Raw genomic sequence first — 14,281 nt, 5'->3', positions numbered from 1 at the left:
AGTTCGGGCTGCTTCCAGTAGCCGGCCATCAGGGTGGCGGAGCGGACGTGGATCTCGCCCTGCTCGCCGGCGGGCAGCACGGTGCCGTCGGCGGCACGGATCTGCACCTGGACGCCCGGCAGGGGGCGGCCCACCGACAGCTGGCCGCCGAGGCCGGTGCGGTCGTGCTCGTGCGGGCCCAGGACGGCGATGTTCTGCGCCTCGGACATGCCGTAGCCGCTGACCAGGACGGGCCCGAACGCCTTGAGGGCCTCGCGGACGCGGGCCGGGGAGGCCGCGCAGCCGCCGTAGGAGAGGCGGCGCAGGCCGGACAGGTCGGTGCGGACCAGGGCCGGGTGGTCGAGCAGCCGGTACAGCAGCGGGGGCAGGACGAACAGGTCGGTGATGCGTTCGCGCTCGATCGCGGCGAGGACCTCGCCGGGTTCGAAGCCGCGCTGCAGGACGACGGAGCCGCCGTGGTGCAGGGTCAGGTCGGCGAGGACGCCGGCGAGATGGGCGAGGGGGGTGGCGGCGAGCAGCCGGGGCTTCTCGTCGGCGGGGCGGGCGTCGGAGAAGGCGGGGAAGTCGAAGGCACTGCGGTAGGGGCCGTGGAGGCTGAGGATGCCCTTGGGGATGCCGGTGGTGCCGCCGGTGTGGCGGATGCCGAGGTCGTCGCCGGGGCCGAGGGCCACGGCCGGGTCGGTGGCGGGGTGGACGGCGCTGGCGGCGATGGCGTCCTCCCCGATGCTCCCGATGCCCCCGATGCCCCCGATGGTGTCGGGGCCGGGGCCGAGGGTGAGGACCGTCGGGACGTCGATCAGCGGCAGCAACTCGGCGGCGCCCGCGTACCGTTCGGCGTCGACGAGGAGCACGGTGGTGTCCACGCTGGCCACGATCTCGGCCAGCACGGGGGCGCTCATCCCGTCGTACAGGTTGACCACCCGGGCCCCGGCCAGACCGGCCGCGTAGCGGGCCGCGAGGGCCTCGGGGGTGTTGCCGGTGAGCAGGGTGACGGTGCTGCCGCGACCGGCACCGCGGGCCAGGAGCTCGTGGGCGAGGCGGTAGGCGGTGGCGGCGAAGTCGCCGGCGGTGATCCCGTCGCCGTCGGCGGAGGTGATGGCGAGCCGTTCGGGATGCGAGGCGAGGGAGCGCAGGATCAGGGCGGGGGCGCTGACGAACTCCCGGGCGCTGTCGGCCGCTTGTGCTGCGGAAGGGGCAACCATGGTCCCCACCCTAGCCCCGGCACTGCCGTGCCCCGGCGCGGGCGCGAAAACCGGGGTGCGGGCGGCGCCGGGTCCCGGCACACTGGGCCGATGATCACCGACCACTGGCCGTTGAAGGGCCTGCGCGTCACCACGCCGCGCCTGGAGCTGCGCCTTCCCCGCGAGGACGAGCTGTCCGAGGTCGCCGACCTCGCCGCGCGCGGGGTCCACGCGCCCGGCCAGCGCCCCTTCCTCACCCCGTGGGGCGAGCTGGCGCCCGCCGAACGGGCCCGGCACGTCCTGCAGATGCACTGGCGGCGGATGGGGCGCTGGACGGCGCAGCACTGGGCGCTGGACCTGGTGGCCTTCCACGAGGGGCGGCCGGTGGGCGTGCAGGACATGCGGGCCCAGGAGTTCGCGGTGCGGCGCGAGATCGCCTCCGGTTCATGGGTGGGCCTGGAGCACCAGGGCCGTGGGCTGGGCACCGAGATGCGCGCGGCGATGCTCCACCTGGCGTTCGCCGAGCTGGGCGCCCGCTCGGCGACGTCGGTGTCCTTCACCGACAACCACTCCTCCCTCGCGGTCTCCCGCAAGCTCGGCTACCGCGACGACGGCATCACCCTCGACGTCCTCGACGGCCGGGTGGTGGAGTCCCAGCGCCTGCGCCTGTCCCGCGACCACTGGCAGGGCCCGCCCGTCCCCGTCACCGTCACCGGCCTCACCCCCACCTGCCGCACCCTCTTCGGCGCCGACACCCCACCCTCCTGACCCCCTACCCGCCATCCCCCGGGACCGGCAAGCCCCGCGCACCAGAAGTCGGCCCGGCCGACTTCCCCCGCGCTCCGGCCCCACGGGGGAACACCCGCCCCAAGCCAGCCTGACGGATACCTTGGCCGCTGCCCTCGCCTCGGCATCGCAGGACGACCTCATCCGCTGTGCCGAGCTGTGGTCGGAGACCGACGAGCTCCGGCAGATCGGGGTCAGCGTCGAGGTCGCGGCCGGTGTCCTGGATGCCCTGGCCGGTCTGGCCCAGCGTGCTCAGGCTTCCGACCAACGGCTCAACTGCTGGTGGGCGCTGTGACTCATCGACGGTCGGCGGTGTTGTCCTCGTTCAGCAGTTCGCGTCGCCGGCGAGGGGCCTCCGTGACCTATCGTTCAACCGGTGAGCTCCCACGACACCGGCCTCGACACGCCAGCCTCCGTAGCCGTCCGCTGCCAGAACAACCGCTTCGTCAGTGTGCGGCTCTGCGACTCCTCCCGGCCCGACGAGGACCGCGTGCAGTACGCCGTCGAGGCGTCCGCGCCGGGGCTGACCATGCGCGTTGACGGGGTGGTCGCCTGGAACCGGGGCGCCGACCTGGCGCCCTTCCTGGAGGGGCTGGCGGCCGACTTCCACGGCTGGGACGGGCAGCGGGTCTGGCAGACCAGCGACCGCGATCTCAGCATCAGCGCGGTCTTCCGCTCCGGCGGTCACATCGGGCTGACCTGGACTCTCCGCCCATGGCGAAGTGCGGCCGGTGGTTGGGAGGCGTCCGTCACGACTTGGCTCGACGCCGGCGAGCGGATGTCTGCCCTCGCGGTCGGTGTCCGACGCTTCCTCATCCGGCAGGACGGCGGCCGTGGCTGACCTGCGGCTCGTCTGGGCTCTCAACGGCCCCGGGTGGGCGGACTGCAGTATCGCTGACGGTCAAGCCGATGCCGAAGTCACGGCGTCGTACATCACCAACGCCCCCGAGGACCTCCTGGAAGCGGTCGCCCGACTGGTCGGCGGTGAAGCCGAGACACGTGCCCAGTTCGAGGCAGAGCCCACCGCTTTCCGGTGGATCTTCTACCGCGCAGGCGACGACGTGTGGATCCGCCTCCTCCAACTACCGGACGGCGCCAAGCACGACAACGCCGGGACCGAGATCTGGTCGACCCAGCAGAGCGTCGACGCCGTGGCGCGAGCAGTGATCCGTTGCTTCGACGAAGTCGCCACGAGGTACGGCGAGAGCGGATATCGCGGCAAGTGGGGCGAACACTTCCCCCGCGCCGAGCTCGAAGCCCTCAGGTCGCTCTGGCGCACGCACCGGTCCGACCCGGCGTCCTGAACCCCGGGCCCGTGCGGGCCGAGGGGTCCCGGAGGTCAGGGGGCGGGGAGGGCGGTGAGGGCGGGGGCGAGGGGGTGGAGGGCGTGGAGCACGTGGATGCCTTCGGCGACCGGGGTGGTGGTGGCGGCGCGGTCGAGCCAGAAGGCGTGGAGGCCGGCGGCGTGGGCACCTTGGGCGTCGACGGTGTAGTTGTCGCCGACGTAGGCGACTTCGTGCGGGGGCAGGCCCAGCGCGGTGCAGGCGGCGTGGAAGATGCTGGGGGCGGGTTTGGCCTCGCCGTGCTGGTCGGAGCAGACGATGACGTCGCCGACGTGCTCCAGCAGGCCGATGGCGCGCAGTTTGCGGCGCTGGTGGTCGGTGTCGGAGTTGGAAACGATGCCCAGGCGGTAGTGGGGGGCGAGGCGGCGCAGGGTGGGTTCGGCGTCGGGGAAGGCGCGCCAGGCGGCGTCGCGGTGGGCGGCGTAGCCGGCGAACCAGGCGGCGGCCTGGTCGTCGGTGAGGTGTTCGGCGGCGTCCTGGCCGAGGTGGGCGAGGAAGCGGCGGGTGCGTTCGCACTGCTGGCCGCGCAGGGTGAGTTCCCTGGCGAGGTAGCGGGCGTAGCTGTGCTCCATGACGGCGCGCCACAGGTCCAGGGCGGCCCGGGGGTTGGGGAACCGTTCCAGCAGGCCGACGTCTCGCAGGTGGGCGAGGATGCCCGCCTCTTCCGAGTGGGTGTAGTCGAACAAGGTGTCGTCGATGTCGAAGAGCACGCCCCCGATCGGCATGGACCGTCCCCCATTTCCGTGTGTCCGCGGTGCGTCCTGCACCTTACGCGGCTGGTGGGGGCGTGGAGGCGCCGAGGGTGCTGTCGGGCCGGTGCGGTGCGGGCGTGGTCGGCTCCACTCCCGCGGGGCGGCTACGTCGCGGCGTCCGATCGCCGTCGTCACCACGGACGGGATTGGGGCCGGACCCTGGGCAGGCCCCAGGGGTGGATGGCTTCGCTGGTCAGGTCGGCCAGGAACTGCACCAGGCCGCCGCTGTAGTGCCACCAGGCTCCGCTGCGCGAGGCGACCGTGACCGTCCACTCCTGCGGGCCCGCCGGGCTGGTGCTCCACAGGAACACGTCGCCCTGGTTCGAACCGCCCCACGGGAGGAAGCCGCCCGGGCTCGGGTACGGGCGCAGCGGGATGACGGGGTCGCTGTCCTCGCACCACTCCGCCACGGTCTCCAGATCGTCCTGGAGCCACTGCGGCCACTCCCGCTCGCGGCCGGCCGTCGGGTGGTGGACGGAGAGGAAGTCGCCGAGTACGAACGGGGGGTAGAGCTCGCAGAGGCGCTGGTAGTCGGCGGGTACCGGGGAGCCCAGCGCGGCCTCGAGGGCCGGCCAGTCGAAGGTCGCGGGCACCGCGAGGCGCAGTGCGTCGAAGCCGGGTACGGCGCGTTCGAGTTCCGCGATCGCCTCGTCAGGGTCGAGCAGGCGGCGGTGCGGTGTCTGGGTAGCGATGAGGTCCTCCACCGGACCAGGCTGTCACGACGGCGGCACCGGTCTGTTCCCGGGTGGCCCGGCAACCGCGGGGACGGGGCGCCCTCAGGCGTCGGCGGCCGCCACCGCCGCCGGCCGCGGGGCGGAGGCGAGGAGGGCGTCGAGCAGCCCGGGGAAGCGGGCGTCGAGGTCGGTGCGGCGCAGGCTGACGAAGCGGTTGCGGCCGGCGACGCGGGTGGTGGTGACGCCAGCTTCGCGCAGGACGCGCATGTGGTGGGAGACGGTCGACTTGTGGAGGTGGTCCAGGCCCAGGTCGCGGGGGCCGCAGGAGTGTTCGGCGCCGTCGGCGTAGCTGAGCAGCAGGCGCATGCGCACGGGGTCGCCGAGGGCGTGCAGGACCGTGACGAGGTCGATGTCGGCGGTGGGGGGCTGGGGCAGCCGCTCGTCGTCGGTCATGGGTGGGGCTCCGGTCCTCGGGGTCCCGCACGGGGCGCGGGCGACAGCAGGAATGGTTTGACAATTATCCACCAATCCCCGATTGTTTGGCGAGCGTCAAACCGTTGCATGTTCGTCCAACAATTGACCCGGGGGGCTCTCCGTGCCCGTACGCCTGCTCCTGCTCGCCCTCGGCACCTTTGCCATGGGCACCGACTCGATGGTGGTCGCCGGCATCCTCGGACCCATCGCCGCCGACCTGCACGTGTCGGTGGGCGCCGCCGGCCAGCTCGTCACCGTCTTCGCACTCGGCTACGCCGTGCTGGCCCCGCCACTGGCCGCCGCCACCGCCCGCTGGCCGCGCCGGCGCCTGCTGCTGACCGCGCTCGCCCTGTTCAGCGCCGCCAACGCCCTCAGCGCCCTCGCCCCCACCTACCCCCTGCTGCTGGCCACCCGGGTGCTCGCCGCCGCCGGCGCCGCCCTCTACACCCCCACCGCCAACGCCGTGGCCACCACCCTGGTCGCCCCCGAGCGGCGCGGCCGGGCCCTGGCCACCGTGCTGGGCGGCATGACGGTGGCCACCGCGCTGGGCGTGCCACTGGGCACCTGGGTGGGACGCACCGACTGGCGCCTGACCATGTGGCTGGTCACCGTCCTCGGCCTGGCCGCACTCGCCGGACTCGCGCTCCTGCTGCGCGACCTGCCCGCCCCCACCGCCGCCCCCACCCTCACCGCCCGGCTGGCCCCCCTCGCCTCACGCCGCGTCCTCGGCGCCGCCGCCACCACCCTCACCTTCTTCCTCGCCTTCCAGAGCGTCTACATCTACCTCGCCACCGCCGTGCACGGCGCCACCGGCGGCGACGCCGACAAACTGAGCCTCATCCTGCTCACCGCCGGCGTGCTCTCCGTCGCCGGCAGTTGGCTGGGCGGACGCCTGGTCGACCGCGCCGGGGTGCGGGCCGTCCTGCTGACCGGCTCCGCCGTCGCCGCCTGCGCCTTCACCGCCCTGCCCTGGCTGGGGCGCAGCATGCCCGGAGCGCTGGCGTACGCGGCCGTCGTCCCCCTGGCCGGATGGGCCGTCTCCATCGCCCTGCCCCACCGGCTGGCCTCGATCGACCCCGCGAACGCACCCCTGCTGATCTCCCTCAACAGCAGCGCCCTCTACCTCGGCACGGCCGCCGGAGGCCTCGCCGGATCAGCCGCCATCACGGTCCTGGGCACCCGCTGGTTCCCGCTGGCCGCGGCCGTACTCGCCCTCGTGGCCTGCGCCACCGCCGCGGCCACCACCCGCGACCAGCGCACCCCCGCCGAGGCCACCGCCACGCCGCCCACCCCCGCCCGCACCTGAACCACCGCACTGGCCCCCGAGCACCACCTGCGGGGCCCGGACGGGCGGACGGCCGGGCGAGCGGACGACCGGGCGAGCGGACGGCCGGGCGCGCCGTCAGGGAAGCAGGCGGGCGCGGACGGCGTCGTCGCAGAGCGCGCCGGCCAGACCGGCGGCGTAGGCGGCGGAGGCGTCGAGCCCGAGGCCGGCCGCCACGTCGTGCTCACGGTTGAGGTCGGTGCCGAACATGGCCGGGTCGTCGGTGTTGATCGAGCACAGCGCGCCGGCTTCGCGCAGCCGCGGCAGCGGGTGCTCGGAGAGGTCGCGGACGACACCGGTCCGTACGTTGGAGGTCGGGCACACGTCGAGCACCACGCTCCGGTCGACGATCTCGGCCAGCAGCTGCGGGTCCTCCACGGCCCGGATGCCGTGGCGCAGTCTGACCGCGCCGAGGTCGAGGGCCTCCCGGATCGACTCCGGGCCGGCGGTCTCCCCCGCGTGCGGCACGAACGCGAGTCCGCCGTCCTGGGCGATCCGTACGGCCTTGCCGTAGGGCGCGAGCGGACCGCGCCGCTCGTCGCCGCCGATGCCCAGGCCGACCACGCCGCGGTCCCGGTAGCGGACCGCGACCCGTGCGCACTCCTCGGCCAGGTCCACGGGGCACCCGCGGTAGAGGTCCGGGGTCAGCCGCACCGTCACGCCGAAGTGCTCCTCGGCCTCGACGGCGCCTTCGCAGTAGCCCGTGAAGATCTCGTCCCAGCCGATCCCGTCCGCCTCCACGCGCTCCGCGGGGGAGAAGATGCCCTCCAGGTAGACCGCGCCCTGGCCGGCCGCCTGCCGTGCGTAGTCGACGACCACCTGGCGGAAGTCGTCGGCGGTGCGCAGGCAGTTGGTCGTCATCACCCACACCTCGATGAAGTGACGGAAATCGGTGAACCGGTAGAGCTCGGCCAGGCCTTCGACCGTGTCGACGGGAAGTGGCTCGTGGTTGCGCCGGGCGATCTCCAGCAGCGTCCGCGGCTGGATCGACCCCTCCAGGTGCACATGCAGTTCGATCTTCTTCGTCGTCATGTGCGGGAGCATTCCACAGATCGGACGGGCGGCCGTCCGGCGGCCGCCCGCGTACGGAGGCGGCCGCCGGACGCGGCCCCGGCCTGAGCGCCGGGACCGCGTCCGGGGCCGCCGCCGGGGCCGACGCCCGAAGCCGGGCGGCTCAGCCGCCGAGGACCTCGCCGACCAGGGCGCGGGCCTCCTCCTGCACCCGGCCCAGGTGCTCGGTGCCCAGGAACGACTCGGCGTAGATCTTGTACACGTCCTCCGTGCCCGACGGGCGGGCCGCGAACCAGGCGTTGTCCGTGCACACCTTGAGACCGCCGATGGCCGCCCCGTTGCCCGGCGCGTGGGAGAGCACCGCGGTGATCTTCTCCCCCGCCAGCTCGCCCGCCGTGACCTGCTCCGGCGCCAGACGCGCCAGACGCGCCTTCTGCTCGCGATCCGCCGGGGCGTCGACACGGGCGTAGGCCGGAGCACCGTGACGCTCCGTCAGTTCGCGGTAGTACGCGCTGGGGGTGGCGCCGGTGACCGCGGTGATCTCGGCGGCGAGCAGGGCCAGCAGGATGCCGTCCTTGTCGGTGGTCCACACCCCGCCGTCACGGCGCAGGAACGAGGCGCCCGCGCTCTCCTCGCCGCCGAAGGCGATCGAACCCTCCAGCAGGCCGTCGACGAACCACTTGAAGCCGACCGGGACCTCCGTCAGCGCACGTCCCAGATCGGCGGCGACCCGGTCCAGCATCGAGGAGGACACCAGGGTCTTGCCGACCGCCGCGTCCCGGGGCCAGTCGGCCCGGTGGCGGTACAGGTAGTCGACCGCCACCGCCAGGTAGTGGTTGGGGTTCATCAGCCCCCCGTCGGGCGTGACGATCCCGTGCCGGTCGGCGTCGGCGTCGTTGCCGGTGGCGATCGCGTACTCGTCCTTGCGGCCGATCAGGGACGCCATCGCCGCCGGCGAGGAGCAGTCCATGCGGATCTTCCCGTCCCAGTCCAGCGTCATGAAGCGCCAGGTCGGATCCGTCACCGGGTTGACCACGGTCAGGTCCAGACGGTGCACCTCCGCGATGCGCCCCCAGTAGGCCACCGACGCCCCGCCCAGCGGGTCCGCGCCGATCCGCAGCCCCGACGCCCGCACCGCGTCCAGGTCCAGCACCGACGGCAGGTCCTCCACGTAGGAGCCCAGGAAGTCGTACCGCTCCGTGGTGGCCGCGGCCAGCGCCCGCGCGTACGGGACCCGCTTCACCCCCCGCAGACCCTCGCGGATCAGCTCGTTCGCGCGGTCCTGGATCCACCCGGTGGCCTGCGACCCCGCCGGCCCCCCACTGGGCGGGTTGTACTTGAAGCCGCCGTCACGCGGCGGATTGTGCGACGGCGTCACCACGATCCCGTCCGCCAACGCCCGCGGACTGCGCCGGTTGTGCGCCAGGATCGCGTGCGAGACCGCCGGCGTGGGCGTGTACCCGTCGGCGTCGTCGATGAGCACCCGCACACCGTTGGCCGCCAAGACCTCCAACGCCGTCGCCTTGGCCGGCTCGGACAGCGCGTGGGTGTCCGCGCCGAGGAACAGCGGGCCCGCGACGCCCTGTTCGGCCCGGTACTCGCAGATCGCCTGCGTGGTCGCGGCGATGTGGTCCTCGTTGAACGCCACGTCCAACGAGGAGCCGCGGTGCCCCGACGTCCCGAACGCGACCCGCTGCGCCACCTCCTGCGGATCGGGGCGCAGCGCGTAGTACGCCGTCACCAACCGCGCCACATCCACCAGGTCCCCGGGCTGCGCCGGCTGCCCGGCCCGTGCGTGTCCCATCCGTCCACTCCCGCCGATTCCACGAACACTCGCGTTACGTCCTCGCCCCGCGCTCACCGATCGTAGCCACAAGACGACCGTGCCCCGAACCGTACGGGCGGGTCCGGGGCACGGGAGCGGGATTCCGCGCAGGGCGCGGGTGGGCTACGGAGGAGCGCGGAGGAGTCCGGAGGAACGCGGAGGGAGTCCGGGAACAGTCCGGGAGGGGTTCGGGAGGGTTCAGGAGGCGGGCAGTTGCTGGCGGTACGCCTCCAGCGCCGGGGCGGTGACGGTGGCCAGGAACTCCGTCACCCGGTACTCGGTCAGGCCCAGCCGGACGAACGGGTCGGTGGCCACCAGCGCCTCGATCGCGGCCCGGTCCTCGCCCGCCGCGAGGATCACCCCGCCGTCGCGCGGCACCTTGCGGCCCGAGGTCAGGAAGGTGCCGGCCGCGTAGTGGCCGTTCAGCCACGCCACGTGCGCGGGCAGGGCTTCGTCGATCCGCTCCAGCTCGGCGGTGGTGTACGTCAGCTCCAGTACGAACATGCCGTCAGGCTAGCGGCGCGGGCCGACCGGCGGGGCGGCAGGGCGGAGAACCGGGGCACCGGGGCACCGGAGCACCGCGGTTCAGCGGGCGGCCCACCAGGTCGAGGGCGCGGCGACGGTGTAGCCCAGCGACTCGTACAGCGGGCGGCCCAGCTTGGAGGCGGTGAGGGTGGCCGGCACCTGGGCGAGGTCGGCGAGCGAGGCGGTCATGACGGCCCGGCCCACACCGCGCGAGCGGAAGGCGGGCGCGGTGCCGACCCAGTAGTGGCTGGCGAGGCCCTCGTCCACGACCCTGACGCAGGCGCCCGCGGCGACCCCCTGGTGCGAGGCGAGGAAGACGTCCACGCCCGGGCGGCCGATCAGCGCCTCCGGGAACAGCTCGCCGGGGCGGTAGGGCTCGAAGGCGGCCAGCTCGAACCCCTCGATCACGACCCGCTCGGCCGCCCGGAGGTCCTCGCCACCGCTCACCCGCACCACGTCCAGCCCTGATCCGCCCGCCGGGGCAGGGGCGGGCAGGCGCAGCATGACGGGCATCTGCCAGTTGCGCAGGCCCAGGTGGCTCAGGTCGGTGGCGCTGAACGGGTCCTCGGCGTTGACCGGTCCGGGGGCCCGGCGCACCAGTTCGGCCAGCTCGGCCAGTTCGCCCTGGTCGAGGTCGTTCTCCTGAACGAGGATCCGCAGGCCGGCGCGCTCGTCGCCGTCGACGGCGAGGAAGCCGCGGCGCCGGATCACCTCGTGGCCGCGGGAGTCGCCCGTCGCGGCCCAGAAGGCAGCCGAGTTGCGGGCCTGACGCAGCGGCGCCTCGGCAAGGGTGAGGGATACGGGCTGGTCGGTCGCGGCGGTTCCGGTTGTCATGCTGCCTACCGTAGTACCGAATTGACCGGCCACACAGGGCCAATCAGGCATCGACCCACTGGGCCACCTGGGGATTCGGGGATGGTGCGCGGGAATGGGGTGGGCGAGGGCGGATTCGAACCGCCACAGCCGAAGCGGGGGCTTTACAGGCCCTTGGGCTCTCCAGTGCCCAGCTCGCCCGGGGTCGCGTCCGCACCCGGCCCGCAATGCCAGGAGGGCGCGGGCAGCGGGGGACGCTCGTAAGAAGGGAACGCCCGTGGGGAGGGGACGCTCAGCGCGCCGGGCGATAGCCGAACGCGCGCGGGCGGGGGCGATATCGAGCGGCACTGCTGGCCATGGCCCGTTCCCCTTTCCCTGCGCTGCGTCGGTGTGTTCCGCGATCAGCGTGCCGCATGCGCTCTTGGGGCGCAACAGGTTTTCCGGGCCCGGCCCCGGGAGGGTGCCGACCCCAATCCTGCCAGCTCAGGCCAGGGATCGGTAGGACTCAGCACACCCTTCTTGTGCCTTGCCGCCGCCCCCGCGCACCCCGCACACTCGTGCAACACCCCACTCCCCCGACGGCCTTCGCGCCGCCGCCCGCACTCTCCCGGGCGGCCGGCGCGCACGCCGCCGTGCCCGGACACGGCCGGACACCGCCGGAAACGGGCTGGACACGGCCGCGGCGGCCCGAGGGGGGCGGGGTGCGAACGAGAGCAACGACGAAGGGGGACACGCCACATGAACGTCCACGCGGACCTGGTCCTGAAGGCCCGGATCACCCTGCTGAGCCACAACGAGCGGATCCTGGAGGGCGAGGAGGGCCTGCGGGTCTACCGGCCCCTGTTCGCCGTCAACCCCCACGTGTACGCCTACAAGCTCGCCTACGTCCTGCGCACGCTCGCCGAGACCAGCCCCCGCGCGGCAGCCCGGCCCGGCGCCCGGGAGGCGCTGCTGGAGGAAGCCCACGCCGCGAGCGCGCACATCCCCACCGACGCCCCCGCCCACCAGCGCCGCATGTGGGAGCACACCGTGCCGCAGCTCCAGGAGTTCGAGCGCCGGCTCGGGCAGGCAGGCGCCCGATGAACGGCACCGACGAGAACCCGACACCGCGCCCGAACCCGGTACCGCACCCGGACCTGGTCCTGCGGGCCCGGATCCAGCTCCTGATCAGCGACCACTGGGCCCTCGACGGCGAGGAAGGCCTGTGGGTCTACCGCACCCTCTTCGCCGTCAACCCCCGCGCCCACGCCTACCACCTCACCAGAGTCCTGCTCGGCCTCAGCGACCACCCCCGCCTGGCCGACCAGCCCCACGCACGACGCGCACTCCTCCACGAAGCGGTCGACGCCGCCGCACACATCCCCACCGACGCACCCTGGCACCAGACCAGGTACGAGCAGTTCGCGCGCGGCGCACTCACGCGCCTCGACCAGGAAGGACGGACGCCACGACCGGACAGCAGCACCTGACCGGGCCCGCCCCGGCTCAGGTGTAGAGAGCGGCCGCGCGGCGGGTGGCCTCGGCCAGGCGGGCGCGCAGTTCGGGCGGGCCGAGGGCCTCGGCCTCCGGTCCCAGGCGAAGGAGTTCGAGGTAGCCGATCTCCTGGTCCTCCACGGGCAGGGTCACGGTGACCCAGCCCTCGGCGTCCGGCGGGCCGGCGGTGGCGAGGGCGTCGGCAGCGGCGGTGGCCTCCAGCAGGGCGGCCAGGTTGGCCACGGCCCACGGGCTGAGCCGCACCAGCGCCCGTTCGCGCAGCATGGTCCGGGTGAACGCGCGGGCGGCCTCGTCCCAGTAGGCGGCGAGGTCGAAGTCCGGGTCGCGGTCGAAGCGTTCCTCGCCTGCCTCGGCGGTCTCGAAGCGGTCGACCCGGTAGGAGCCGATGCGCCCCGAGGGGCTGCGGGCCGCTACGTACCACTGCCCGGCCTTGAGGACCAGGCCGTACGGTTCCAGCCGACGCTGCCGGGTGCCGCCGCGCGCGGTGTAGCGGGCGTGCAGCACCCGGTCCTCCCAGACCGCGCGGGAGACCTCGGCCAGCAGCGGCGGGGTCCCGGCCTCGCGGAACCAGGCCGGGGCGTCCAGGTGGAAGCGCTGGGCGGCGGCCGCGGGGGCGTCGCCCAGGGCGGCGGCGACCTTGAGCCGGGCCGCCAGGGCCTGCCCGGCCAGGCCCATGTCGCGCAGCGGGCCGGGCAGGCCGGCCAGGTGCAGGACGGCGGCTTCGGTACGCTCCAGACCGGTCAGGCGGGTGCGGTAGCCGTCGACCAGCCGATAGCCGCCGCCCCGCCCCCGCTCGGCGTACACCGGCACCCCGGCCTCGGCCAGGGCGGCGACGTCGCGCTGCACGGTGCGTTCGGAGACCTCCAGCTCGGCCGCGAGGTCGGCGGCGGTCATGCTGCGCCGGTGCTGCAGGAGCAGCAGCAGCGCGATCGCCCGGCTCGCCCGCACCCCGGCCCTCCTCGTCCGTCCGCCCCTGCTGTCCGCCACCCCATTGTCACCGCCCGCGCCGCACCCGACGCATCCCGACGTACGGGCCGACGCCGGGCACGGCCACGGTCATGGTCAGGCCCGCTCGGCCCGCTCGGCCCGCTCCACCGTCGCGAGGAGCTCGGCCGGATCGGAGGCGAAGGCGGCCATCCAGTGCGGACGCAGCCGGTAGTAGACGACGTCGTGCTCCCAGTCGAAGACGTCACGGCCGTAGAAGTCCTGGAAGTAGGACAGGAGTTCGGGCCAGTCGGCGGCCGGCTCGCCATCCCGGGGGTTGAGGGTCTCCACGGTGCCGTGGGTGAACACGCCCAGGTCCTCCCCCCGCAGATGGGCCGCGCTGACGGCGGGCCGGGCCGCCAGGTGACGGGCCTTGGCGGCGGTGCGCGCGGTGCCGAAGTACCACCTGCCGTTCAGGAAGTGACCGTCCACCCCACTGATCCGCGGCTCGCCCTTGGCGGTGACGGTGGACAGCGCGAGCGTGCACATCCCGGTGAGCACCCGGGTCAACTGGACGGCGGTGAGGGTGCGCTCGCTGCTGATGATCGAGCGCAGATGGGCGGTGGAGCGGGCGAGCGAGGCGTCCAGGAGGGCCTGGAGGCGGGCGAGGTCGTCGGGCGTCTCGAGCATGGGATCCCTTGTCCGTGGTACGTGGCCCCGGCCGACGCCGTCACCGCGCCGACCGGTCCCCCCACTCTCGCGGCGAAACCCGACACCTCCTGTCGCCTTTCCCCCTGCCGTCTCCGGACAGTACGCCGCCGTCGCCGCTACTGCCCCGCGTTCCGCTCCCGAGTCTTTCGCTGCATCTCGTCCAGGATGGCCATGGTCTCGGGGTGAATCGGGGCCTTGCTCTCACCCTCATCGACGTCCCGCGGATTCTGCCGCGCCTGCGGAAGAAGCTCGTCGTAGCGGGGGTGACCGGGCTCGAACTTGTGCCACCCGTCGTAGAAGTACCCCTCCGGGGCCCGTCCGCCGTACCGCTGCCAGATGGTGACGCCGTCGGCGTCGAGCATTGGATTCCCGGTGACGTGGTAGCTCTCAGAATGCTCGCTCAACATGCTCCTCGGAGAAGAGAAGGGGAGGAACTCGTGCGCG

18 protein-coding genes and 1 tRNA gene are annotated in these 14,281 nt (G+C 73.8%); 7 read left to right on the top strand and 12 right to left on the bottom strand.

Annotation, left to right across the window (positions count from 1 at the left end):
* Nucleotides 1–1,202, bottom strand: a 1,202-nt coding sequence (locus ACFC1T_RS30940; protein ID WP_375893864.1) for an AMP-binding protein, incomplete at its 3' end; no start/stop codon positions are given.
* Between the two features lie 90 nt (nucleotides 1,203–1,292).
* On the opposite strand from ACFC1T_RS30940, the gene ACFC1T_RS30935 reads away from it, so the two are divergent.
* The 4 genes from ACFC1T_RS30935 to ACFC1T_RS30920 all read left to right on the top strand — a co-directional run bounded on the left by ACFC1T_RS30935 (nucleotide 1,293) and on the right by ACFC1T_RS30920 (nucleotide 3,271).
* The gene (locus ACFC1T_RS30935; protein ID WP_375893861.1) at nucleotides 1,293–1,949 is read left to right on the top strand and encodes a GNAT family N-acetyltransferase; all 657 of its coding nucleotides are present in this window, start codon (nucleotides 1,293–1,295) and stop codon (nucleotides 1,947–1,949) included.
* A 121-nt stretch (nucleotides 1,950–2,070) separates the two neighbouring features.
* On the top strand, nucleotides 2,071–2,262 hold the full coding sequence (locus ACFC1T_RS30930) for a hypothetical protein (protein ID WP_375893858.1): 192 nt from the start codon (nucleotides 2,071–2,073) through the stop codon (nucleotides 2,260–2,262).
* 81 nt (nucleotides 2,263–2,343) lie between these two features.
* Nucleotides 2,344–2,808, top strand: coding sequence for a DUF6228 family protein (locus ACFC1T_RS30925; protein WP_375893855.1), 465 nt, complete (start codon nucleotides 2,344–2,346; stop codon nucleotides 2,806–2,808).
* Nucleotides 2,801–3,271: a hypothetical protein gene (locus tag ACFC1T_RS30920; RefSeq protein ID WP_375893852.1), complete on the top strand. Its 471-nt coding sequence runs from the start codon at nucleotides 2,801–2,803 to the stop codon at nucleotides 3,269–3,271. The genes ACFC1T_RS30925 and ACFC1T_RS30920 overlap by 8 nt, the downstream gene beginning before the upstream one ends.
* Nucleotides 3,272–3,306: 35 nt before the next feature.
* Here ACFC1T_RS30920 and ACFC1T_RS30915 read toward each other — a convergent pair whose 3' ends face one another.
* The 3 genes from ACFC1T_RS30915 to ACFC1T_RS30905 form a co-directional block, all read right to left on the bottom strand.
* A complete protein-coding gene (locus tag ACFC1T_RS30915; RefSeq protein WP_375893850.1) occupies nucleotides 3,307–4,035 on the bottom strand; it encodes an HAD family hydrolase in 729 nt (242 codons plus the stop codon).
* A 158-nt stretch (nucleotides 4,036–4,193) separates the two neighbouring features.
* Nucleotides 4,194–4,766, bottom strand: coding sequence for an SMI1/KNR4 family protein (locus ACFC1T_RS30910; protein WP_375893848.1), 573 nt, complete (start codon nucleotides 4,764–4,766; stop codon nucleotides 4,194–4,196).
* 72 nt (nucleotides 4,767–4,838) lie between these two features.
* On the bottom strand, nucleotides 4,839–5,189 hold the full coding sequence (locus ACFC1T_RS30905; RefSeq protein ID WP_375893846.1) for an ArsR/SmtB family transcription factor: 351 nt from the start codon (nucleotides 5,187–5,189) through the stop codon (nucleotides 4,839–4,841).
* 142 nt (nucleotides 5,190–5,331) lie between these two features.
* Between ACFC1T_RS30905 and ACFC1T_RS30900 the strand changes: the two genes are divergently transcribed.
* Complete coding sequence (locus ACFC1T_RS30900; RefSeq protein WP_375893844.1) at nucleotides 5,332–6,516, top strand: MFS transporter; 1,185 nt, start codon at nucleotides 5,332–5,334, stop codon at nucleotides 6,514–6,516.
* A 96-nt stretch (nucleotides 6,517–6,612) separates the two neighbouring features.
* Here the strand turns inward: ACFC1T_RS30900 and add are convergent, their stop codons facing one another.
* From add to ACFC1T_RS30875, 5 genes are all read right to left on the bottom strand, one after another.
* Entirely contained in the window at nucleotides 6,613–7,566 is a 954-nt protein-coding gene (gene add, locus ACFC1T_RS30895; RefSeq protein ID WP_375893841.1) for an adenosine deaminase, read from the bottom strand.
* A gap of 142 nt (nucleotides 7,567–7,708) precedes the next feature.
* Nucleotides 7,709–9,349: a phosphoglucomutase (alpha-D-glucose-1,6-bisphosphate-dependent) gene (pgm, locus tag ACFC1T_RS30890; protein ID WP_375893838.1), complete on the bottom strand. Its 1,641-nt coding sequence runs from the start codon at nucleotides 9,347–9,349 to the stop codon at nucleotides 7,709–7,711.
* A 219-nt stretch (nucleotides 9,350–9,568) separates the two neighbouring features.
* Nucleotides 9,569–9,874, bottom strand: a complete 306-nt coding sequence (locus ACFC1T_RS30885) for a YciI family protein (RefSeq protein WP_375893836.1) — start codon at nucleotides 9,872–9,874, stop codon at nucleotides 9,569–9,571.
* A gap of 81 nt (nucleotides 9,875–9,955) precedes the next feature.
* Nucleotides 9,956–10,729, bottom strand: a complete 774-nt coding sequence (locus ACFC1T_RS30880; RefSeq protein WP_375893834.1) for a GNAT family N-acetyltransferase — start codon at nucleotides 10,727–10,729, stop codon at nucleotides 9,956–9,958.
* Between the two features lie 100 nt (nucleotides 10,730–10,829).
* Nucleotides 10,830–10,909: transfer RNA gene (locus ACFC1T_RS30875), tRNA-Tyr, on the bottom strand.
* Between the two features lie 537 nt (nucleotides 10,910–11,446).
* Here ACFC1T_RS30875 and ACFC1T_RS30870 point away from each other — a divergent pair.
* On the top strand, nucleotides 11,447–11,791 hold the full coding sequence (locus ACFC1T_RS30870; RefSeq protein ID WP_375893831.1) for a hypothetical protein: 345 nt from the start codon (nucleotides 11,447–11,449) through the stop codon (nucleotides 11,789–11,791).
* On the top strand, nucleotides 11,788–12,177 hold the full coding sequence (locus ACFC1T_RS30865) for a hypothetical protein (RefSeq protein WP_375893829.1): 390 nt from the start codon (nucleotides 11,788–11,790) through the stop codon (nucleotides 12,175–12,177). The genes ACFC1T_RS30870 and ACFC1T_RS30865 overlap by 4 nt, the downstream gene beginning before the upstream one ends.
* A 16-nt stretch (nucleotides 12,178–12,193) precedes the next feature.
* Here ACFC1T_RS30865 and ACFC1T_RS30860 read toward each other — a convergent pair whose 3' ends face one another.
* The 3 genes from ACFC1T_RS30860 to ACFC1T_RS30850 form a co-directional block, all read right to left on the bottom strand.
* On the bottom strand, nucleotides 12,194–13,150 hold the full coding sequence (locus ACFC1T_RS30860; RefSeq protein ID WP_375893826.1) for a helix-turn-helix transcriptional regulator: 957 nt from the start codon (nucleotides 13,148–13,150) through the stop codon (nucleotides 12,194–12,196).
* A 114-nt stretch (nucleotides 13,151–13,264) separates the two neighbouring features.
* On the bottom strand, nucleotides 13,265–13,816 hold the full coding sequence (locus ACFC1T_RS30855) for a pyridoxamine 5'-phosphate oxidase family protein (RefSeq protein WP_375893823.1): 552 nt from the start codon (nucleotides 13,814–13,816) through the stop codon (nucleotides 13,265–13,267).
* Between the two features lie 137 nt (nucleotides 13,817–13,953).
* A complete protein-coding gene (locus tag ACFC1T_RS30850) occupies nucleotides 13,954–14,244 on the bottom strand; it encodes a hypothetical protein (protein WP_375893821.1) in 291 nt (96 codons plus the stop codon).
* Nucleotides 14,245–14,281: the final 37 nt, after the last annotated feature.

Source organism: Kitasatospora sp. NPDC056076 (assembly GCF_042266305.1).
Lineage (GTDB): Bacteria > Actinomycetota > Actinomycetes > Streptomycetales > Streptomycetaceae > Kitasatospora.
Note: the sequence above shows the minus strand (reverse complement) of the source record. Positions and strands in the feature narration are given on the sequence as shown.